Here is a 19,621-nt window from a genome sequence, read left to right as displayed (position 1 = left end):
AGCGGGTTGCCCACGGGCGTCGTTAGCCGGGCGCCAGCCGACGGGTTATTCTATTCTGATAATATTTTCGGGCTGCACTGCCTTAAAACAATGTAATCTCAGATAAAGCTGTGCCAGCACGACGACATCTTCTCTGCAATATCGGCAAATTTTGGCCAGATCATTTTCTTCGTAATAAACCTTCGTTACCTGGTCGCCACTCATTTCATTTTTACTGCCGGGAATGTCAAAAACGGCTGCGAGCAAATCCAGTGAGGTGTAGCTTTTATAGTCGCCGAATTTCCAAAGATCCATCGTGTCCTGATGCAAAATTTCCCATGGTTTTTTACCCGAAATCTGCAACGCTTTTGGGATTTCAATACAGTGGATCAGCATTCTTCGGCATAGGAACGGGAAGTCAAATTCTTTGCCATTATGCGCACACAAAATGAGCTGATCTGCCGGATATTTTTCAATTAATGCTTTGAATTGTAGCAGGATATCAACTTCATTGTCCCCGGAAAAGCTGGTGACTTTGAACGAAATCTCATCGTTTTCATTCCAGAAAAATGCGCCAAATGCGATGCAAACGATCTTTCCAAATTCCGAGTAAATCGCACCACGGTCGTAGAAATACGCTGCATTGGAGGTCTCGTCGTCTCCCTTTCGGAATGTCAGTGCTTTTTTGTCCCAAAGCTTCTGCATCCGTTCGGGAAGCTGGTCGTAGGATGCAAATGAGGAAACGGTTTCAATGTCAAGCAGCAAGAAGTTCTTGGCTCGTTTTCTAAATTCTTCTGTCATAATGTGTGTTTTGTATAAAATCCGGCTACTCGTGCAATACGCCTTCCAGACCCAGCGGGCTGATCGGGATCAGGTTATCTTCGATAATGCTGTCGGGCACGAAGATAAACTTTTTATCGTATATCTGATTTCCAATGAAATAGCTGACCCAAAATTCATTGTTCAGATGAAAAACATCCGGCATAATCGGCTCCACAACCACATGTTCGCCCGCTTTTATTTCAGGAAAAAAATGTCTTAATGTCGAAGTCCGCTGATCCGAATTAGTCCCTGATTCGCTGTTGCCGTAGCCTTTCGAGGTAACAAAAACATTTGTAATCGGCTCCTGATTTCTATTGATCACAATCACGTTCCATTCGTCCGCACCCGACTCATTGATACTCCTAACAATTGCAACCTGTATGCCCTGAACGGGGTGAAATATGATATCTTTTTTCATTAATTCTCAACTTACAGTTCCATCTGGAACAGCCCTGCTAAATGATTTTTTAATTTATCGGAAACTTCCCGCATATCCAAGTCCCTTCCCAGTTCCGCCGCCATGGAAGTCACCGCCTTATCCTGAATGCCGCATGGCACAATGTTACCAAAATAGGAAAGGTCCGTATTCACATTCAACGCAAATCCATGCATTGTAACCCACCGGCTCGATTTCACGCCTAATGCACAGATTTTTCTGGGATTTTTTTGTTCTTCAAAATCAAACCAGACACCCGTCAGACCATTAATCCGACCTGCTTGTAATTCATAATCGGCCAAAGTAAGGATAATCGCCTCCTCCAAAGTCCTCATATAGCGGTGAATATCAGTAAAAAAATTGTCCAGATCGAAAATCGGGTAACCCACAATCTGGCCGGGTCCATGATAGGTAATATCGCCGCCGCGATTGATTTTGTAATACTTAGCCTGTTTTGCAGCAAGATCATCCTCACCTAGAAGCAAATGATCCGCTTTTCCACTTTTCCCAAGCGTGTAAACGTGCGGATGCTGGCAAAAAAGCAAATAATTGGGTGTTAAAAGCTGCTCGTCCGTACCGAGATTCCGGTTTGCCGTCTTCACAGAAATCGTTTCCGCAAAGATCTTTTCCTGATAATCCCAAGCCTCCTGATAATCAATCAGCCCCAGATCCTGAAAGTGGACAAGTTTATTGATGAGGGTATTCATTTAAAATTTGTGACCAATTTATTTTTCAACGTCTCAATGTAAAAAGAGGCATTTATTATTTAACACACTTTAACATACAAATTGTTCTTATGGCAGCACACAACGACCTTGGAAACTGGGGCGAAGACCAGGCAGCAGCATTTTTAGCGCAGAAAGGATTTGAGATAGTCGAGAAAAATTACAGAAGAAGCCATTCAGAAATTGACCTGATCGTCAAAAAAGACAAAATGTTAATTTTCGTTGAAGTCAAAACCCGGAGCGGAATTGGCTTTGGCATGCCCGAGGAATTTGTAAATGTCACAAAGGCCCGGCTCATCATGCGCGCCGCAGAACATTACATATTTGATAAGGACTGGATGTTCGACATTCGGTTCGACATTGTCTCGATCTTAATTCAACCCACTGGTCAGGCGGAGATCTATCATATTGAGGATGCTTTTTGTAAGTAAATAGCACGATCTGGCCGTAATCAGACAGCAGTAAAAAATAAATTCATGACACCTGACACGTTTCACTACACACCTATGTTATGATAAAAAGTTACAGACACAAGGGCTTGGAGTTATATGCTAAAAAAGGAGATCGGTCCAAGCTTCACCAAGGTCATGTGGCTAAAATAAGGTTAATTTTGACACGTCTGGATGCAGCCACTTTTCCAGAACAAATGAATCAGCTTGGCTACTCCTTTCACGCACTGAAAGGAAATTTAAGTGGATTTTATTCGGTAAAAGCGTCTGGAAACTACCGGATCATTTTCCGTTTTGACGGGAATGATGCAGTTGACGTAGACTATATAGATTATCACTAACAGAAACTATGGCAATATTTGATCCAGCGCACCCAGGGGAGTTGATTCGTGAAACATTAGATGGTTTGCGTGAAGAAGGATATCAATTTACGATTGAGCAAGTTGCGTCGAGTCTGGGAACTACCAGAAAGACATTGTCCGCTATCATTAACGGGAAATCTAATCTAAGTCCCGAAATGGCCGTTCGTCTGGCAGCTGGATTTCCTAACACAACTGCTGAATTTTGGATGAAGGTCCAGCAGAATTTTGATCTTGCTAAGGCGAAAAGTAAGATCGACACAAGTGTTATAAAACCGCTTTGGAATTCCAAAGAAGCGGGATATCACCCTGCAAAAAATTGATATAATCATACCACCTCGCAACCAATCGCAGAGCGATGAAATATGGGTAGCAAAAAAATAGGAGTCGAAGGGTAAAATCCCGGAGGGATGAAACGGGATATTGAATATATGACCTATCCAATAACCGGTTTAAGTAGAAAAACCCAAACCCAACATTTACAATATTATGGTTTAACAATCCCTAAATCATAACACAATGAACCATAATGCATTAATGGATCGGAGGGAAATGATTCGGAAAAGCGCTTTGCTGATGGCGGTAGTGGCTTCTCCTGATATTTTGTCGATGCCTGTGCCGCAATTTCAGTTGGGCGCTTGCGATTGGTCAGTGGGGAAGAGCCTTAATCCGGAAGCATTCGACCGGGCGAAAGATATCGGTTTGCAGGGAATCCAGGTTAGCTATAATAATTCAAAAAATCCGGAAGGACTTTCGGTTGACAATACTTTGCAATCTATCAAGGCTGCGTCAGAACGGACGGGGGTGAAAGTTTCGAGCCTGGCGATTGGCGAACTGAACCGCGCGCCTTACAAATCGGTCGAAGTTTCAGAAGAATGGGTTTGGAATAGCGTGGATGCCGCTGCCGGATTGGGTGTGCATGTTGTATTGCTGGCTTTTTTCTCAGATGGTGATCTTCGCAATGATGAAAAAGGCAAGAAAGCGGTTATTGCAAAGCTTAGAAAAGTGGCACCCCACGCAGAGAAAAAAGGGATCATATTAGGCATAGAATCTTATCTGACGGCTCAGGAACATTTGGATATTATTCAGGCAGTCGGCAGCAAGTCAGTGAAGGTCTACTACGATTTCCGAAATGCCGCGGATGCTGGTAATGATGTTTTTAAGGAAATTTCAATGCTGGGTAAAGAGATGATTTGCGAGCTGCACATGAAAGAAAATGGCCAAAAACTCGGCCAGGGAACGATGGACTGGCCGAAAATCGCCAAAGCCGTAAAAGACATTGGTTATGCAGGCTGGATGCAAATTGAAGGAGCGACGCCTCCCGGAGCGGACATTGTTCAATGTTATACAGACAACAGGAAGTATCTCGAAGGATTATTTTCATTCAAATAGCATGGCCGCTTTGACCCAAACTTTACCAAGAGCACTAACAGTAATAGGATGTCTGTGCATGATGTTTACTTTCGCGACCATTCGCATAAGTAAAAATAGCGCACGTCCGCCTCAAAAAAGTACATTAGCAATCGCGTCGAAGGACGATTCCTCCCGTCTTTATGTGCCTGATGACCTCGAAGCAACATTGTGGGCAGAAGCACCCATGCTCTATAACCCAACCAATATGGACATTGATGCAAAGGGCCGGGTATGGGTTACAGAAGCAGTCAATTATCGGGATTTTAACACAAAACCCGCGGAACGGCTGAGTCACAAGCAAAAAGGCGACCGCATTATGATCCTGGAAGACAAGAACGGCGATGGAAAAGCCGAGTCTTCCAAAGTTTTCACAGAAGACACATTGCTCACAGCGCCATTAGGAATAGCGGTTATTGGCAATAAAATTATCGTTTCCTGCGCTCCAAACCTCATTATATACACCGATTCGAATGGTGATGATAAGCCGGACAAGCGCGAAGTGCTGCTGACCGGATTTGGTGGTTTTGACCACGATCATTCGCTGCATTCATTGGTTACAGGGCCCGACGGGAAATATTATTTCAACACAGGAAATGCGGGACCGCATAAAGTAACCGACAAAAGCGGCTGGACACTTCGCAGCGGAAGCTTATATACGGGTGGAACGCCTTACAATAAGACAAACGAGGGAAACCAAAAGTCTGACGACGGCCGCATTTGGGTAGGCGGGCTGGCATTGCGTATGAACCCGGACGGGACCGGATTGAAAGTGATGGGACATAATTTCAGAAACAGTTACGAAGTTTGCCTCGATAGCTACGGCAATATGTGGCAGAACGATAATGATGATCAGGTGATTACGTGCCGGGTTTCGTTTTTGCAGGAAAACGGTAATGCGGGTTATTTCTCAGCCGACGGCACACGTTACTGGCAGGCAGATCGCAGGCCGGGACAGGATATTTTTACAACGCACTGGCATCAGGAAGATCCGGGCGTAATGCCTGCAGGCGACAATTCGGGCGCGGGATCGCCGACGGGCATTGTTTATTACGAAGGCGATGCGCTCGGCAAAAATTACCGGGGAACATTGCTAAGCTGTGAAGCGGGCCGAAATGTGATCTTTGCTTACCAGCCAAAGGTTAATGGTGCAGGTTTTGACTTAAAACGACGTGATCTGATCAGCTCATTCCCGCAAGCTTCTGAGAGATATGAATGGTATGAAACCGATAACGATAGCCGCAAATGGTTTCGCCCGTCGGACATTGCGGTTGGCCCTGACGGCGCCTTATACATTGCGGATTGGTTTGATCCTGTTGTAGGAGGGCATAGCATGAAGGATAAAAAAGGTTATGGCCGCATTTACCGCATTACACCGAAAGGGAAGAACTTAACTATCCCCAAACTGGATTTGTCGACCACAAATGGCTTGGTAGCAGCGTTGAAAAACCCGGCAGTCAATGTGCGGGCATTGGGTTTTGAGGGCTTGAAAAACAAAGGCGATGCAGCATTGCCTGATGTTAAAAAGTTGCTAAATGCCGAAAACACTTTTCATCAGGCCAGGGCAATTTGGCTGATGGCGCAACTGGGGAATAGTGGCAAAAATGAAGTGGTTAATCTCTTAAAATCCACGAACGTATCGCATAAACTTACGGCTTTCAGAGCACTCAAAGCCATCGGTTCAGAAAAACCTTATTTGGCACAAATGGCTAAGGATCAGGATCCTGCCATCCGGCGGGAAGTAGGAATTGCGCTTCGTGATGTGCCGTTTGCGGAAGCGAAGGAGAGCATTGCCAGCCTTATCAAAATGTATGATGGCAAAGATCCCTGGATGCTGGAAGCAATCGGGACGGCGGCAGATGGGAAGGAGCAGCAGGTGTACGCAATGGTTGGTGAAGCCTATCCGGGCGAACCCGTGAATTTTGGGCTACAGCGTGCTAGTTTGGCCTGGCGTTTGCATCCTGCGGAGGTTATAGAGGAAATGAAAATGCGGGCTGAATCTTCCAAAGTGCCTGCTCCTGAGCGACGCAAAGCACTTACGGCGATTGGTTTTATCAAAAATAAAAAGGCGGTGGAAGCTATGATCACATTATCGAAGTCTCCGCTTCCTGAGGTTGCTTCGCTGGCTTCGTGGTGGGTCGGTTTTCGCAAGACCAACGACTGGGCCGACCTGATCAATTGGGAAGAGGCTGTTGCACAGGAAATGACGCCTGCGTACAAGCAAATGTTGGAAAATAAAAAGATTGTCTCGGATAAAAACCAGGCTTTACCCACCAGAATTGACGCTGCGAAAAAGATGGCTGCGGATGAAAATGGTGGCAATATGCTCGTGGATATGCGTGTGCAGGGACAGTTGCCTGACAGCATTGCGAGATCGGTTAGCGACATTATTTTCAAAAATCAAGACCAGAATGTGCGGATTGTTGCCAGTCAGTTTTTCCCTAAGAATGGGAAGGTTTTGAAAACAGATTTCATTGCCCGAATGAGCCCTAATGTCTCGCAGGGCGAAAAATTGTTTGCCAACAGCTGTGAAGCTTGTCACAAGCACGGTGCAAAAGGCGCGGAAATCGGGCCGGATTTAACATTAATTCATAAGAAGTTTGATAAAACGGGACTTTTGGATGCAATTGTAAATCCTTCGGCCAGTATGGTTTTCGGTTATGAAAGCTATACCATAGTTACGAAGGGCGGCGACACGTTTTTTGGTTTTCTGATGAGTGATGGCGCTAACGTGGTTTTGAAAGATGCTGCCGGACAGCAACATTCCATTAAAGCAGATCAGATTAAAAGCAGGGAGAAAATGGCGTCATCTTTAATGCCAGAACCAACGACATTAGGCCTAAATGAGCAGGATCTGGCCGATTTGACGGGTTATCTCATGCAGTTTAAATAATCCCTTAAAGTCCTTTCTGAAAGTTTTTTCTGTAATTCAGCGGACTCATTTTCATACGCCTTTTGAAAAGTTTATAAAAATGAGAAACATCACCAAACCCGCTGTCAAAGGAAATTTCTGACACCGGCCTGTCCGTGGAAAGGAGTTGTTGCACGGCGAAATTAATGCGGTAATCGATCACCGTGTCGAGGAAAGTTTTGTTAGTGACCCTTTTGAAATATTTACAAAAAGCATTAGGTGACATATTTACAACCGCCGCAACTTCATTCAGGACAATGTCGTTTCTGAAATTATCCACAATGTAGCCCAGCGCAGCATTAATTCGATCTTTATTGCTGTTGATTTGCGTGGCGACGACCCCGTCCTGGTCCAACAGCACGAATTCTTTGGACGCGGCGAGATCTTCCAGGATGTCCAGCAGCAGCCACATTTTCCGGAATGAGTTTTCTTCAAGTGCCAGGACGCACATCTTCTCGCCAATTTCTTTCGCAGTTTGCCCTATATAATGAATTCCATGCGCGCTGATTTTTAGCATGTTACGAATGTCTGATAATTCCGGACGGTCGAAAAATTCGTTGCCAAGAAAGTTTTTGTCAAACTGCGCCACAATGGATCTGGCATGAAAGCCAGGTGTTGAAATGCTTTCAGATTTCCAGGAATGCGGCAAATCGGATCCCAGTAACACAAGATCTCCCGAATCAAAATCGGCCATTTGCTTGCCTACGTAGCGCTTTCCTTTGCCTTTTAAGATCAATGTCAGCTCAAATTCGGGATGAAAATGATACGGCACGTCAAACTTTTCAAGATTAAATGAATTAACCAGAAATGACGCGTCAGACCCTGAGTTAATCGTCTCAAATAACGCTCTTATCATTGACTATTTTATTCGGAATGGTTTTGAGAAAATGAAATTAGATAATATTCACCACAAAATATCCATTATCAGCCTAACCATCAAACCCTAAAGAACCGAAATTTGAAATTGATTATTTCTAAACTCTTAAAAATTTTATGACAACCTTAACTGCTCCCGACCTGGCTGATTTTAAGGCGATTTCTGAAACGCAGATCGAAAGTTTTAGAGAGAATGGTCATGTGCTGATCCCAGGTGTGTTGAACGAAGCAGAAGTGTCTCATTATAGGGACGTTATCAACAGTGCTGCAACAAAGTTCAATACGGAAAAGCGGAAATTGGAAGACAGGGACACGTATGGAAAGGCTTTTTTGCAGATTACAAATCTGTGGGAAGTTGATGACAATGTGAAAGCTTATGCGCTTGCCAAACGCTTCGGGAAAATTGCCGCTGACTTGCTGGGAGTAGAGAATGTCAGAATTTACCACGACCAGGCTCTGTATAAGGAGCCTGGCGGTGGGTTTACGCCGTGGCACCAGGACCAATATTACTGGCCAGTTGACACCAGCAACACCATTACCATGTGGATGCCGCTAATTGACATTGATGTGGATATGGGCATGCTCACATTTGCGTCAGGGTCGCACCAAGCTGGCTTCGTCGAAAATGTGCCGATTTCTGATGAATCAGAAGCCATGCTCGAAAAATTCATTCAGGATAAAGGTTTCAAAGTTTCGCGCGCACAAACTATGAAGGCGGGCGACGCGACCTGGCATTATGGCTGGACTTTGCATTCTGCTCCCGGAAACAAATCCACGGAAACAATGCGCGAAGTCATGACGGTCATTTTTATAGCCGATGGCGCAAAGGTTACTGAGCCCAAAAACAAACACCAGGAAGCCGATCGGCAGCGCTGGATGTGCGGCTTGCCAGCTGGCAGCCCATTAAATTCTCCACTGAATCCATTGATCCTCTGACAAAGATCCGACTGAAAACGGGTAGGGATCGGCATTTGAATGCTTAAACGTTGTGAGTGGCCGGTTGCCATTTTCAGACCAACAAAGCATAACGAAGCACTTTATGGAGCAGGATATAATTTCAGCATTCCGGATGCAACTGAAACCGGGCAATGAAACGGAATACAAAAAACGCCACGACGAGATTTGGCCTGAGCTGGCCGATTTACTGAAAAATGCAGGCATTAAGGAATATTATATTTTTCTGGATGAGGTGACACTAGCGCTTTTCGCATTCCAAAAGAAAGGGACGAATGATCAGACAGCGAGTTTGGCATCTTTACCCATTATGAAAAAGTGGTGGGACTATATGGCTGATTTAATGGAAGTTAATGGCGATAATTCTCCTAAAACCGTTGCTTGTCCAGAAGTTTTCCGGTTATAAAATGCTATTCTAATCCTTCACCCTCCATGTCGCAAATCATTTTACAGGCATCGCCCTGGGCTCTTTTTATTGGAAGGTTTCATCCGGTGCTGGTGCACTTGCCCATTGGATTTTTGCTGATTGCAGCATTCCTCGAAATCGGGCGCCGCACAGGTAAGGTTGCGGTTAGTGAAGGAACAGTTTCTTTTATTCTGTTTTGGTCTGCCATAAGTGCCACCATAGCGTGCATAGCGGGTTATTTACTGTCACTAGGAGGCGGTTATGATGCAGATTTGCTGAGTGACCATATGTGGCAGGGCATAGGCGTTGCTGTTTTTGCATGGATTGCGTGGCTCGTCAAGTCGGATCGTTTTCAGCGGGTAATTCCTTATAGTTCAATGATTTATTTGCCTGCGTTTGCAATAGCAACATTGTTATTGCTCTCTGCGGGGCATGATGGTGGATCGCTTACGCATGGGGAAGAATATTTGACCCAATATACACCAGAACCATTCCGAAGCCTGGCCGGAATGTCGCCGGCCAAAGAGACAATTACAGAAATAAAACCACTGGCTGACGTCAACCAGGCACTGGTTTATAAAGATGTTGTGCAGCCGATCCTGGAAATGCGATGTGTGCAATGTCATAACGAAAGCAAGCAAAAGGGCGATTTACGAATGGACCAGCTGGCTTTACTGGTAAAAGGTGGCGAAGGCGGGCCTGCTTTTATTGCCGGCAAAAGTGCGGAAAGCGATATGATCAAACGCTGCCTCCTTCCCGAAAATGACGACGACCATATGCCGCCAAAAGGCAAACCGCAGCTAACAGCCGATCAGATCACGTTAATTTCCTGGTGGATCGATCAGGGAGCGCCTGCCGATAAAAAAGTGGCAGAACTCACTATTTCGGAACAGGTAAAACCCGCTTTGGCAGCGTTGGGAACGAGCGGAACGGGCAATGCGGCGACAAAAAGTGCGGTTTCAGCCATTCAAAATGTAAAGGTGCCGGCGGCCGATGAAAAAGACCTGGCTGCGTTAAAAAAAGCCGGGCTGATTGTAAATGCATTGGCGCAGGATCAGAATTTGCTTGAAGTAAGTGCAGTAAATGCGCCTGATTTTACGGATAAAGATATGGCGTTACTCGCGCCGGTTGCCCAGCAGATTGCCTGGCTGAAACTGGGTGACACCAAAATAACAGACGCAGCTTTGAAAGAAATGCAGAAGTTTAAAAATTTGAATAAGCTGCATTTAGAGCACACCATTGTTACCGATGCAGGACTTGCGAATTTGAAAAACCTGCCTTTGCTCGAATACATTAATCTGGTGGATACGAAAGTTAGCGATGCCGGACTCAAGGAGGCTGCAACATTCAAAGGACTTCGTTCCATTTACGTTTGGCAGTCTGCTGCAACGGACTCTGCTGTGCGTGAGGTGAGTAGAAAGAATTCCAATCTTATGGTAGTGAATGGTTTTAACGAAGCAGCGGTCGCCGAATTTTTGAAAGCTGGCGATACTACCGCAATAAAGGCAAAATCAAAGGCACCTTAATTGCAATGTTGCAATCTTATTTTTTCTAACTTGCAACCTTGTAATCCGCCGAAAAATATGAAGAACACACACTTCCTGATCGCCAGGGAGCAATCGGATGTCCGGACCTTGTTCCTGGGCGCTTTCATCGCCCAAATTGACGGCCGTAAAGCCACTTCGCTTAAAGATTTTTACGAAGAAATTTCAACAGCCATGCACTTCCCGGAGTATGACGGGAAAAACCTGGATGCGCTGGACGAAATGCTGAATGATCTGGAATGGATCAAAGAGCAAAAAGTCATCATTTATATTGAAAATTCGGCTGACTGGCTCGCAAAGGAGAAATCCGAAGAAAAGCTGCTGTCCGTTATTGATATTCTGGATGCCACTGCGGAGGATTGGAAATGGATGGACGAGGAAGAAGAAGGCACGCCCAGAAAAGAATTACAAATCATTTTTCACGACTCGGACCGGATCAGGACATTGCTGGAAGAGCAGGAAATTCCTTATTGGGTTTTGAGCTGAAAAAAGCTAGATAACCGCCGCATTTCGCGATAAATCGCGCTTCCATTGCACGTAACCGCCAACAGCTAAGGCAAGAAAAACAGCATACAGTATTGCGGTAAGATGCAGGTCTTTGTAGAAATACATAACCACATAGCAAGCATCCGCAATGATCCATAATATCCAGTTTTCCAGATATTTACGTGCCATCATCCATTGGCCAATCAGGCTGGCGACGGTTAATGCGGAATCTGCATAAGTGAGGCTGGCGTCTGTAAATTTTCCTAATAAAAATCCCCAGGAAGCGGTTATAGCGATAAAAACCAGTCCGAAAATAGGATACATCCGGGCTGGCGTTCGCGTTACATTGATCCCGTCATGATTTTTTCCACCAAATTTCCACATCCACCACCCATAAATGCTCGTAAGGAAGTAATAGCCTTGCAAGCCTGTATCGGCATAAAGTCTGACCTGCCAGAACACAATGGCATATAGGACAGCATTAATAATCCCGAAAAACCATCCCCATACATTTTGCTGTGTATTCAGGTAAACGCAGATCACGCCGGTGATAAAGCCCAATATTTCCAGCCAGGTGGTGGCAATGCCGGCCAATGAAATGGTTTGATTGAGCCAATCGGTCATATTTTACGTTTTTAAAAAATTATTAGGCTAAATATATTAGCCTCCGGCCGATTAACAATTTTGTAATTTGCCGTGTTCTGGGTTTCGAGCTATTTTTGTATCAGGAAACGCGGTTTATAAATTGGCAACAGTTTGCAAACCGACCACATTGGCAAACATTTTGTACCAATCCATTGTTATTTAAAATGCCGGTCAGGGAAAATCCTGAAACGGCTTTTTGCATTTGTATTCACGTAGCGAATCACCGCTTTATTACTTTATATAATTGGAAGTTAAAGACTTACTAACACTGTACAAGGGAGATAGTTATCTGGACATCCTGAGCACACAAATTGCCTCGAAAGATCCCGAAGCGGTGCATGTTCAAATCAAAGGATTGGTTGGGAGCCTCGATGCGGTTGTTGCTGCGTCCATTCAGGAAAAAAAGAAGGGCCCCGCCGTTTACATTTTGAGTGATCGAGAAGAAGCGGCTTATTTCCAGAACGATTTGCAGAATCTGATCGGCAAAACCGAGGTCCTGTTTTATCCAACTTCTTATAAGCGCCCATATCATTACGAAGAGGTGGATAATGCCAATGTGCTGATGCGCGGCGAAATTCTTAATAAGCTCAGCGCCAGCAAATCGGTGCCAACGCAAATTGTCACTTATCCCGAAGCTCTGTTTGAAAAAGTGATCAACAAGCGTTCACTGAAAGCCAATACATTCTCGGTTAAGGTTGGAGAAAAGCTCGATCCGTCGTTCCTGACGGAGTTTTTGACCAGTTATGGGTTTGAGATTGCTGACTTTGTTTTTGAGGCAGGTCAATTTTCAGTCCGTGGCGGGATTTTGGATGTTTTTTCTTTCGCTAATGAACATCCATTTCGTATCGAGCTGTTTGGGGATGAAGTGGAAAGCATTCGTTCCTTCGATCCGGACACGCAGCTCTCGCTTGAAACGGCGAAGCAGATCAACATTGTGCCGGACATTCAGCAGAAACTTTCGCATGAAACGCGCGAGTCGTTCCTTAACTTCTTTGCTCCCGAAACGGTGTTGTGGTTTAAGGATGCTGAGCTGACATTGGAAATTATTGAAAATTGTTTTGAAAAAGCGGAAAAAGCACTGCAGGAAGTCACGGGCGGCGGCATTCAGATCGTTTCCAATCCGCAGGACCTTTTTGAAACGCGCCGGGGATTTCTGAATCAGGTTAAGAAGTTTAAAACCGTAGAATTTGGTAAAAAAGGTTATTTCAAAACAGAGAACAAGCTTCCCTATTCTTCCAAGCCACAGCCTTCATTTAATAAAGACTTCAAAAGATTGCTTGACGACCTTTCTGAAAATCAATCGAAAGGTTATGTCAACATTATCGTCGCCGAGCAGCCTAAACAGCTCGACCGACTCGAAAGGATTTTTGAAGACCTGGACCCATTTGTCAAATTCCGGCCCATGCACATTTCGTTGCGAGAGGGATTTGTGGACGACAATTTAAAGGTTGCCTGTTATACGGACCACCAGATTTTTGCCCGTTTTCATAAATACAGGCTCAAAGAAAAGTTCAGCAAATCAAAGGCGATCACATTAAAAGAGCTCAAATCACTGCATCCAGGTGATTTTGTAACCCATGTGGATTATGGGATTGGACGATTTGCGGGCATGGAGCGGAAAGATGTAAATGGTAAAGAGCAGGAAGCGATCCGGCTTATTTACAGAGATAATGACCTGCTTTACGTAAGCGTGCATAACCTGCACAAAATTGCGAAATATACAGGCAAGGAAGGCACACCGCCTGCCATGAGCAAGCTGGGCTCGGGTGAGTGGGAAGCCAAAAAATCAAAGGTTAAGAAGCAGCTCAAAGACATCGCGCACGAACTTATTGCGTTGTATGCCAAGCGTCGGCAAGCTCCCGGGTTTCCGTTCTCGCCTGACAATTATATGCAGGCTGAGCTGGAATCGTCCTTTATATATGAAGACACGCCCGATCAGGCCACGGCGACTGCGAATGTAAAAGAGGATATGGAAAAAGCGCATCCGATGGACAGGCTGGTGTGCGGGGATGTGGGTTTTGGTAAAACAGAAATTGCGATCCGGGCAGCATTTAAGGCCGTTTGTGACAGTAAACAGGTTGCCGTTTTGGTTCCTACCACCATTCTGGCAATGCAGCATTTCAAGACATTCAGCGAGCGATTGGGCGATTTCCCTGCAAAAGTGGGTTATATCAACCGTTTCAAATCACCAAAAGAGATTAAAGAGACACTGAAAGAAGCAGAGGAAGGCAAAATTGACATATTAATAGGAACACACCGCATTCTGAATAAGGATGTGAAATTCAAAGATCTTGGGCTCCTGATCGTGGATGAAGAGCAGAAATTCGGTGTGAAAGCCAAAGACAGGCTCAAAGAAATGCGGGTTAATGTGGACGTTTTGACATTAACGGCGACGCCTATTCCAAGAACATTGCATTTCTCGCTCATGGGTGCACGCGACCTTTCGGTGATCGCAACGCCGCCGCCTAACCGTCAGCCGGTTACGACGGAAGTGCATACATTCAGTGAAGAGTTTATCCGCGACGCGATCAGCTTTGAGGTGCAGCGGGGCGGGCAAGTTTTCTTCGTCCATAACCGCGTGAACGACATTGAATCCATCGCAAACATTATATTAAGGCTCGTTCCTGACGTGCGCATAGGCGTTGCGCACGGCCAAATGGACGGTGATAAGCTCGAAAAAGTAATGGTCAACTTTATCGAAGGCGAATATGATGTGCTGGTTTCAACCAACATTATTGAGTCTGGAATTGACATTGCGAATGCGAACACGATCATTATCAATTCGGCGCATATGTTCGGTTTGTCTGACCTGCACCAGATGCGCGGGCGTGTAGGGCGTTCCAATAGAAAGGCCTTTTGTTATTTGCTGACACCTTCTGTTTCTACACTGGCAAGCGATTCGCGGAAGCGTTTGCAAACATTGGAAGAATTTTCTGAGTTAGGTGACGGTTTCAAAGTCGCTATGCGCGATTTGGACATTCGTGGCGCCGGGAACTTGCTTGGTGCGGAGCAAAGCGGTTTTGTGAACGATCTGGGGTATGAATTGTATCACAAAATGCTGGATGAAGCGGTTTCTGAATTGAAAAATAATGAGTTTAAAGATCTGTTCTCGACTGCATTAGGCTTGCCTTCAAAGTTGGTTCCGGATTGTCAGATCGAGACGGATTTTGCAACATTGATTCCGGACGATTATGTCAAAAATATTTCAGAAAGATTGTCGTTATATACCCGCCTTGACAATATTTCGACCGAGGACGAACTGGGCAGGTTTGAGAAAGAGATTTTAGACCGGTTTGGCCCGATTCCTGCGGAAGTAGAAGATTTGCTGAAAATGGTGCGTTTGCGATGGGAAGCGGAGCTTTTGCACTTTGAAAAATTAACTTTGAAAAGCAATACATTGAAAGGCTACTTCGTTACTTCGCAGAACGATGAATTCTTTCAGTCTCCGAAGTTCGGAATGGTGATTGATTATATTAAACAACACCCAAGAAAAATTGCTTTAAAAGACCAGAAAGGTAAGTTAATGCTCATTTGTGAAGACATCAAAAGCATAGAGCAAGCCAGGAAGGTCCTTATGGAGATGACCGGGTCACGATGACTGGGTCGCATTGACCGGGTCACGATGACGGGGTCACGATGACCGGGTTATTTGATTAATGCAATGTGGCCTGATAATTGATTTTTAAAAATAATTTCTTTTCATTTCTTACATTTGCGATTTCGCATACTATAAAAATACCAAACACTTAAGTCACTTTAAAGCAATGATTTGCATGCATAAGATGGGTATCCGGTCGATCGCGTTGATTCTGATTGTGTTATTAGCCGCTACTTCATGTAGTAAAAAGAAGCGACCAACCAGTCTTAAACCTGGTAAAACAAGCTCTAAAACGGGTTTGGCTTACAATGGCAAAGACGGATTTGAGGTCAAACAGTACAAAGCATTGCCAGCAGGCCCCGACCTTGTTTATATCGAAGGTGGCCGGTTTACAATGGGTTCGTTGGAGGAAGAGGTGATGAGCAGACGGGACAATCCAAAACGTACTGTCAGTATCCAATCCTTTTATATGGACCAGACAGAGGTGGCAAACGTCCACTATCTTGAATATTTAAACGCAGTTCAAAGAGATTCATCTGAAGAATTTTACAGTAAAGCATTGCCTGATACCAACGTATGGTATAATGAATTATCATTCAACGATTCATATGTAACCATGTATTTGCGTCACCCGGGCTTCCGTTTATATCCGGTTGTGGGTGTGTCATGGGTTCAGGCGAATGATTATTGCGCATGGAGAACAGCAGCGGTAAGTCAGGCCAACAATACAGCAGGGCAAGCAGCAGCGGGAGGCAAGAAGAAAAAAGGTTTCTCTTTTGGCAAAAAGAAGAAAGATGCAGCAGCAGCAGATGCAGCAGTTGCTTCTACGGACGCACCGGCACCACAGCTTAGAATTGAAAGTGGTTACGTAATGCCTCCATACCGCCTTCCAACAGAAGCAGAGTTTGAATACGCTGCTATGGCAATGATCGGAACACAATATTCTGATGAGAACCAGTCCAATCAGAGAATTTATCCATGGGACGGTTCCACAATGCGTCAGCCACGTGGCCGTAAGCAGGGAACAATGCTGGCAAACTTTAAACGCGGTCCTGGTGACTACGCGGGTATTGCAGGTAAATCCAATGACGGAGCTATCATTACACAAGAAATTCGTTCATATCCAGCAAACGACAACGGGTTGTATGACATGGCAGGAAACGTGAGTGAGTGGGTTTATGACGTTTATCGCCCGCTTTCAAACAGTGACGTTAATGACTTGAACTCTTTCCGTCGTGATGGTTATCAGGATGAGGCTAAAAATTACGATAGCAAAAACAGCAACTCTCTTGTAAATGATAACCTGAGAGTGTTCAAAGGCGGTTCTTGGTCAGACGTTGCATACTGGCTTTCACCAGGAACACGTCGCTACATGGATCAGGATTCAGCGACTGCAATGGTTGGTTTCCGTTGCGCGATGATCGCCACAGGAAGTCACAAAGAATAAACATTCATTTCAGATATTCGAAGGCGTTGCTCATTGAGCAACGCCTTTTTAATGTTCTGCCAATGCAATGGTCAAAATCGTAAATGACTCGCAGCCGGCCATTTTCAATGTTTGCACGCATTCTTCGAGCGTTGCGCCAGTTGTTAATACATCGTCTATAATGATCACGCGTTTAGAGTCAATGCGCTCTTTTACTGCAAAAACACCTTTTACATTGTCGCGGCGTTCCATTTTACTTTTCCCTGTTTGGGTTGCAGTGTGTTTTATCCTTTCCAACACCGTTGGCGACCACGGAATGCCGGTTGCGTTTGAAAAGCCTTCTGCCAGCAGATCACTCTGATTGTATCCTCTTAATTTCTTTTTCTTGGCATGTAACGGCACGCTAATGATCATGCCAACTTCCGGCAGCATTCCCGTCGCTATCATTTCCTGTCCAAACATAAATCCTAGCAGGAGCCCGACGTCTTTATTCCCTTTGTATTTCAATGCGTGCAGGAGCCTCTGCACTTTCCCTTTTTTGGTAAAAAGTAAAAAAGAATGCGTCAGAGCCACTTCGGGAACATTTACGAACTTGTAGCGAATCACATCCTGATGCAGGCCATTAGCATGTATTCTCGGGAGTGAAATCATGCATGAAGTGCATATGGTGGCCTCGTTACCAACTAGTGAGCGATCGCACGCTTCGCAGCATCTTGGGAAAATCAGATCGCTGAAATCACTAAAAATTTTTTTCAGATTCATTTTTACTGGTTTTGAATAACTTTGCATCACATCAAAATTTACCCCGAATGACCACGCTGATCGTAAATGCACAAGTAGTAAATGAGAATGAGATCAATGAGTTTGACGTAATAATTGAAAATGGTCACATTCAACGGATCGGAAAAGATTTACAGCATGTCGCGACAGACCGTGTTATTGATGCAAAAGGGCAGTATCTGATGCCGGGTGTCATTGATGACCAGGTGCATTTTCGTGAGCCGGGGTTGACCCATAAGGCGAACATTTATACGGAGGCCAAAGCTGCGGTTGCAGGAGGTGTAACGTCGTTCATGGAAATGCCAAATACGGTTCCTAACACGCTTACGCAGGAATTACTTGCAGATAAATACAAGATTGGTGCTGAGACCTCATTGGCCAACTATTCCTTCTTCATGGGTGCTTCCAATGACAATTACGAGGAAGTAATGAAGACAAATCCGGCAAAAGTTTGCGGGATCAAAATTTTCATGGGCTCCTCAACGGGCAATATGCTCGTGGATGCACCGGAGGTTTTGGAAAAAATATTTGCAAACGCACCTTGCATTATCGCCACGCACTGCGAGGACGAGCCTACAGTTCGGCAGCGGATGGAGCATTTCAAGGAAAAATATGGTGAGAATGTTCCCTACAATATTCACGCATTGATCAGGAACGAAGAGGCATGTCTGAAATCGTCCACATTTGCGAGCTCGCTTGCACATAAGCATGGCACCAGACTGCATATTCTCCACATTTCAACGGGCGATGAGGTTGTACTTTTCGAGCCTGGAATCAGGACCAACGGACAGATTTTATTAAGTGATGGCCAACCCAAGTTAGTGACCGCCGAAGCTTGTGTGCATCACTTGTGGTTTGATGCAGAAGATTATCACACACTTGGGAATAAAATCAAATGCAATCCTGCAATCAAAGCGCCACACCATAAGGAGGCGATTTTGCAGGCTGTGCTGGACAACCGCATTGATGTCATTGCAACGGATCACGCGCCGCACACGATTGAAGAAAAAGCGCAGGGTTACTGGCAGGCACCTTCGGGGTTGCCTTTGGTGCAACATACATTGAATGTGATGCTGGAATTGAATAAAGCTGGCAAAATTTCTATTGAAAGAATTGTTGAAAAAATGAGCCACGCTGTGGCCGACTTATTCCAAATCAGCAACCGGGGTTATATACGCGAAGGTTACTGGGCTGATTTGATTTTAGTAGACACCAATGCGCAAACAACCGTGGAACCAGGGAATATTTATTCGAAATGTGGCTGGTCGCCGTTTGAGGGAGTTAATTTCCAGTCCAGCGTATCACATACATTCGTGTCGGGAAACCTGGTTTATGAAAACGGGAAATTTAACGAAAGTCAGAAAGGGCAGCGATTACTTTTCAATCGCTAAATAATTGTAATAATTTTCGATCACATTTAAATCGGCTTCTGTCCAATCGAGAGAAGGCAACTCCGAAGCGTCCATCCATTGGATCTGTTCGTGCTCGGTTAATGTAATGTCGAGTGTTTTGAGTTTGCAAACGAAGGGAACGAGAATAATTTCCCGCCAGCCCTGATCTTTTGATGTTTCGGGGAGCTTGTCTATTATCTCAATTTCAACATTCAGCTCTTCTATTATTTCGCGCTTGAGTGTTTCTTCGTCCGTTTCGCCTTTCTCTTGCTTACCACCGGGAAACTCCCATTGCAAAGGGAAAGATAATGCAGCGCTACGTTGTCCAGCCAGTACTTTTCCATTATGTTCAATCACAGCACAGGGCACTCTCACAACCAATTTTTCGGAAACCAGTACTTCAATCATAGAGGCGGTTAGTAAT

General features: G+C 44.9%; 19 protein-coding genes. 12 read left to right on the top strand and 7 right to left on the bottom strand.

Annotated features, from left to right (window positions below; all coding sequences use genetic code 11):
* Nucleotides 1-45 precede the first annotated feature (45 nt).
* From B5X68_RS21650 to lipB, 3 genes are read right to left on the bottom strand one after another with little or no spacing between them, the layout of a single operon-like run.
* Complete coding sequence (locus tag B5X68_RS21650) at nucleotides 46-780, bottom strand: 3'-5' exonuclease (protein ID WP_082216844.1); 735 nt, start codon at nucleotides 778-780, stop codon at nucleotides 46-48.
* A gap of 25 nt (nucleotides 781-805) precedes the next feature.
* Nucleotides 806-1,219, bottom strand: a complete 414-nt coding sequence (locus B5X68_RS21645; RefSeq protein WP_082216843.1) for a hypothetical protein — start codon at nucleotides 1,217-1,219, stop codon at nucleotides 806-808.
* Nucleotides 1,220-1,230: 11 nt separating this feature from the next.
* Nucleotides 1,231-1,944, bottom strand: a complete 714-nt coding sequence (gene lipB, locus B5X68_RS21640) for a lipoyl(octanoyl) transferase LipB (protein WP_082216842.1) — start codon at nucleotides 1,942-1,944, stop codon at nucleotides 1,231-1,233.
* Between the two features lie 89 nt (nucleotides 1,945-2,033).
* On the opposite strand from lipB, the gene B5X68_RS21635 reads away from it, so the two are divergent.
* The 5 genes from B5X68_RS21635 to B5X68_RS21615 all read left to right on the top strand — a co-directional run bounded on the left by B5X68_RS21635 (nucleotide 2,034) and on the right by B5X68_RS21615 (nucleotide 7,073).
* Nucleotides 2,034-2,393 carry a YraN family protein gene (locus B5X68_RS21635; RefSeq protein WP_082216841.1) on the top strand — a complete coding sequence of 120 codons (360 nt, stop codon included), beginning with the start codon at nucleotides 2,034-2,036 and terminating at the stop codon, nucleotides 2,391-2,393.
* Between the two features lie 80 nt (nucleotides 2,394-2,473).
* Complete coding sequence (locus B5X68_RS21630; protein WP_082216840.1) at nucleotides 2,474-2,752, top strand: type II toxin-antitoxin system RelE/ParE family toxin; 279 nt, start codon at nucleotides 2,474-2,476, stop codon at nucleotides 2,750-2,752.
* 8 nt (nucleotides 2,753-2,760) lie between these two features.
* Nucleotides 2,761-3,093, top strand: coding sequence for a HigA family addiction module antitoxin (locus tag B5X68_RS21625; protein WP_082216839.1), 333 nt, complete (start codon nucleotides 2,761-2,763; stop codon nucleotides 3,091-3,093).
* Between the two features lie 196 nt (nucleotides 3,094-3,289).
* Complete coding sequence (locus B5X68_RS21620; RefSeq protein WP_082216838.1) at nucleotides 3,290-4,162, top strand: sugar phosphate isomerase/epimerase family protein; 873 nt, start codon at nucleotides 3,290-3,292, stop codon at nucleotides 4,160-4,162.
* A gap of 58 nt (nucleotides 4,163-4,220) precedes the next feature.
* Nucleotides 4,221-7,073, top strand: coding sequence for a PVC-type heme-binding CxxCH protein (locus tag B5X68_RS21615; RefSeq protein ID WP_229208515.1), 2,853 nt, complete (start codon nucleotides 4,221-4,223; stop codon nucleotides 7,071-7,073).
* Nucleotides 7,074-7,077: 4 nt separating this feature from the next.
* Here B5X68_RS21615 and B5X68_RS21610 read toward each other — a convergent pair whose 3' ends face one another.
* Nucleotides 7,078-7,947 carry an AraC family transcriptional regulator gene (locus B5X68_RS21610; RefSeq protein ID WP_082216836.1) on the bottom strand — a complete coding sequence of 290 codons (870 nt, stop codon included), beginning with the start codon at nucleotides 7,945-7,947 and terminating at the stop codon, nucleotides 7,078-7,080.
* A gap of 137 nt (nucleotides 7,948-8,084) precedes the next feature.
* On the opposite strand from B5X68_RS21610, the gene B5X68_RS21605 reads away from it, so the two are divergent.
* From B5X68_RS21605 to B5X68_RS21590, 4 genes are all read left to right on the top strand, one after another.
* On the top strand, nucleotides 8,085-8,903 hold the full coding sequence (locus B5X68_RS21605) for a phytanoyl-CoA dioxygenase family protein (protein WP_082216835.1): 819 nt from the start codon (nucleotides 8,085-8,087) through the stop codon (nucleotides 8,901-8,903).
* 103 nt (nucleotides 8,904-9,006) lie between these two features.
* Nucleotides 9,007-9,327 carry an L-rhamnose mutarotase gene (locus tag B5X68_RS21600; protein ID WP_082216834.1) on the top strand — a complete coding sequence of 107 codons (321 nt, stop codon included), beginning with the start codon at nucleotides 9,007-9,009 and terminating at the stop codon, nucleotides 9,325-9,327.
* A gap of 26 nt (nucleotides 9,328-9,353) precedes the next feature.
* Nucleotides 9,354-10,853 carry a c-type cytochrome domain-containing protein gene (locus B5X68_RS21595; protein ID WP_082216833.1) on the top strand — a complete coding sequence of 500 codons (1,500 nt, stop codon included), beginning with the start codon at nucleotides 9,354-9,356 and terminating at the stop codon, nucleotides 10,851-10,853.
* A 57-nt stretch (nucleotides 10,854-10,910) separates the two neighbouring features.
* Complete coding sequence (locus B5X68_RS21590) at nucleotides 10,911-11,357, top strand: barstar family protein (RefSeq protein WP_082216832.1); 447 nt, start codon at nucleotides 10,911-10,913, stop codon at nucleotides 11,355-11,357.
* A 6-nt stretch (nucleotides 11,358-11,363) separates the two neighbouring features.
* On the opposite strand, the gene pnuC is transcribed toward B5X68_RS21590, so the two are convergent.
* The gene (pnuC, locus tag B5X68_RS21585; protein ID WP_082216831.1) at nucleotides 11,364-11,981 is read right to left on the bottom strand and encodes a nicotinamide riboside transporter PnuC; all 618 of its coding nucleotides are present in this window, start codon (nucleotides 11,979-11,981) and stop codon (nucleotides 11,364-11,366) included.
* 265 nt (nucleotides 11,982-12,246) lie between these two features.
* On the opposite strand from pnuC, the gene mfd reads away from it, so the two are divergent.
* A complete protein-coding gene (mfd, locus tag B5X68_RS21580; protein WP_082216830.1) occupies nucleotides 12,247-15,600 on the top strand; it encodes a transcription-repair coupling factor in 3,354 nt (1,117 codons plus the stop codon).
* A 175-nt stretch (nucleotides 15,601-15,775) separates the two neighbouring features.
* Nucleotides 15,776-17,047, top strand: coding sequence for an SUMF1/EgtB/PvdO family nonheme iron enzyme (locus B5X68_RS21575; RefSeq protein WP_082216829.1), 1,272 nt, complete (start codon nucleotides 15,776-15,778; stop codon nucleotides 17,045-17,047).
* A gap of 48 nt (nucleotides 17,048-17,095) precedes the next feature.
* Here B5X68_RS21575 and B5X68_RS21570 read toward each other — a convergent pair whose 3' ends face one another.
* Complete coding sequence (locus tag B5X68_RS21570; protein WP_082216903.1) at nucleotides 17,096-17,788, bottom strand: ComF family protein; 693 nt, start codon at nucleotides 17,786-17,788, stop codon at nucleotides 17,096-17,098.
* A 47-nt stretch (nucleotides 17,789-17,835) separates the two neighbouring features.
* Here B5X68_RS21570 and B5X68_RS21565 point away from each other — a divergent pair, with 47 nt between their 5' ends.
* Nucleotides 17,836-19,197 carry a dihydroorotase gene (locus tag B5X68_RS21565; RefSeq protein ID WP_082216828.1) on the top strand — a complete coding sequence of 454 codons (1,362 nt, stop codon included), beginning with the start codon at nucleotides 17,836-17,838 and terminating at the stop codon, nucleotides 19,195-19,197.
* Here B5X68_RS21565 and B5X68_RS21560 read toward each other — a convergent pair.
* A complete protein-coding gene (locus tag B5X68_RS21560; RefSeq protein WP_082216827.1) occupies nucleotides 19,180-19,605 on the bottom strand; it encodes a (deoxy)nucleoside triphosphate pyrophosphohydrolase in 426 nt (141 codons plus the stop codon). The genes B5X68_RS21565 and B5X68_RS21560 overlap by 18 nt on opposite strands.
* Nucleotides 19,606-19,621 lie beyond the last annotated feature (16 nt).

The sequence above is a fragment of the Dyadobacter psychrophilus genome (genome assembly GCF_900167945.1).
Lineage (GTDB): Bacteria > Bacteroidota > Bacteroidia > Cytophagales > Spirosomataceae > Dyadobacter > Dyadobacter psychrophilus.
The sequence above is the reverse complement of the archived record's forward strand: the minus strand, read 5'-3'. Positions and strand labels throughout refer to the sequence as shown.

Bases quoted from the DNA above. Each gene is read 5' to 3' on its own strand.
- B5X68_RS21600 (WP_082216834.1), top strand. From the start codon at position 9,007: ATGGAGCAGGATATAATTTCAGCATTCCGGATGCAACTGAAACCGGGC.
- B5X68_RS21560 (WP_082216827.1), bottom strand. From the start codon at position 19,605: ATGATTGAAGTACTGGTTTCCGAAAAATTGGTTGTGAGAGTGCCCTGT.
- B5X68_RS21615 (WP_229208515.1), top strand. From the start codon at position 4,221: ATGATGTTTACTTTCGCGACCATTCGCATAAGTAAAAATAGCGCACGT.
- B5X68_RS21645 (WP_082216843.1), bottom strand. From the start codon at position 1,219: ATGAAAAAAGATATCATATTTCACCCCGTTCAGGGCATACAGGTTGCA.
- B5X68_RS21590 (WP_082216832.1), top strand. From the start codon at position 10,911: ATGAAGAACACACACTTCCTGATCGCCAGGGAGCAATCGGATGTCCGG.
- B5X68_RS21610 (WP_082216836.1), bottom strand. From the start codon at position 7,947: ATGATAAGAGCGTTATTTGAGACGATTAACTCAGGGTCTGACGCGTCA.
- B5X68_RS21650 (WP_082216844.1), bottom strand. From the start codon at position 780: ATGACAGAAGAATTTAGAAAACGAGCCAAGAACTTCTTGCTGCTTGAC.
- B5X68_RS21625 (WP_082216839.1), top strand. From the start codon at position 2,761: ATGGCAATATTTGATCCAGCGCACCCAGGGGAGTTGATTCGTGAAACA.
- B5X68_RS21575 (WP_082216829.1), top strand. From the start codon at position 15,776: ATGCATAAGATGGGTATCCGGTCGATCGCGTTGATTCTGATTGTGTTA.
- pnuC (WP_082216831.1), bottom strand. From the start codon at position 11,981: ATGACCGATTGGCTCAATCAAACCATTTCATTGGCCGGCATTGCCACC.
- B5X68_RS21595 (WP_082216833.1), top strand. From the start codon at position 9,354: ATGTCGCAAATCATTTTACAGGCATCGCCCTGGGCTCTTTTTATTGGA.
- B5X68_RS21570 (WP_082216903.1), bottom strand. From the start codon at position 17,788: ATGAATCTGAAAAAAATTTTTAGTGATTTCAGCGATCTGATTTTCCCA.
- B5X68_RS21605 (WP_082216835.1), top strand. From the start codon at position 8,085: ATGACAACCTTAACTGCTCCCGACCTGGCTGATTTTAAGGCGATTTCT.
- B5X68_RS21635 (WP_082216841.1), top strand. From the start codon at position 2,034: ATGGCAGCACACAACGACCTTGGAAACTGGGGCGAAGACCAGGCAGCA.
- lipB (WP_082216842.1), bottom strand. From the start codon at position 1,944: ATGAATACCCTCATCAATAAACTTGTCCACTTTCAGGATCTGGGGCTG.
- B5X68_RS21565 (WP_082216828.1), top strand. From the start codon at position 17,836: ATGACCACGCTGATCGTAAATGCACAAGTAGTAAATGAGAATGAGATC.
- B5X68_RS21620 (WP_082216838.1), top strand. From the start codon at position 3,290: ATGAACCATAATGCATTAATGGATCGGAGGGAAATGATTCGGAAAAGC.
- B5X68_RS21630 (WP_082216840.1), top strand. From the start codon at position 2,474: ATGATAAAAAGTTACAGACACAAGGGCTTGGAGTTATATGCTAAAAAA.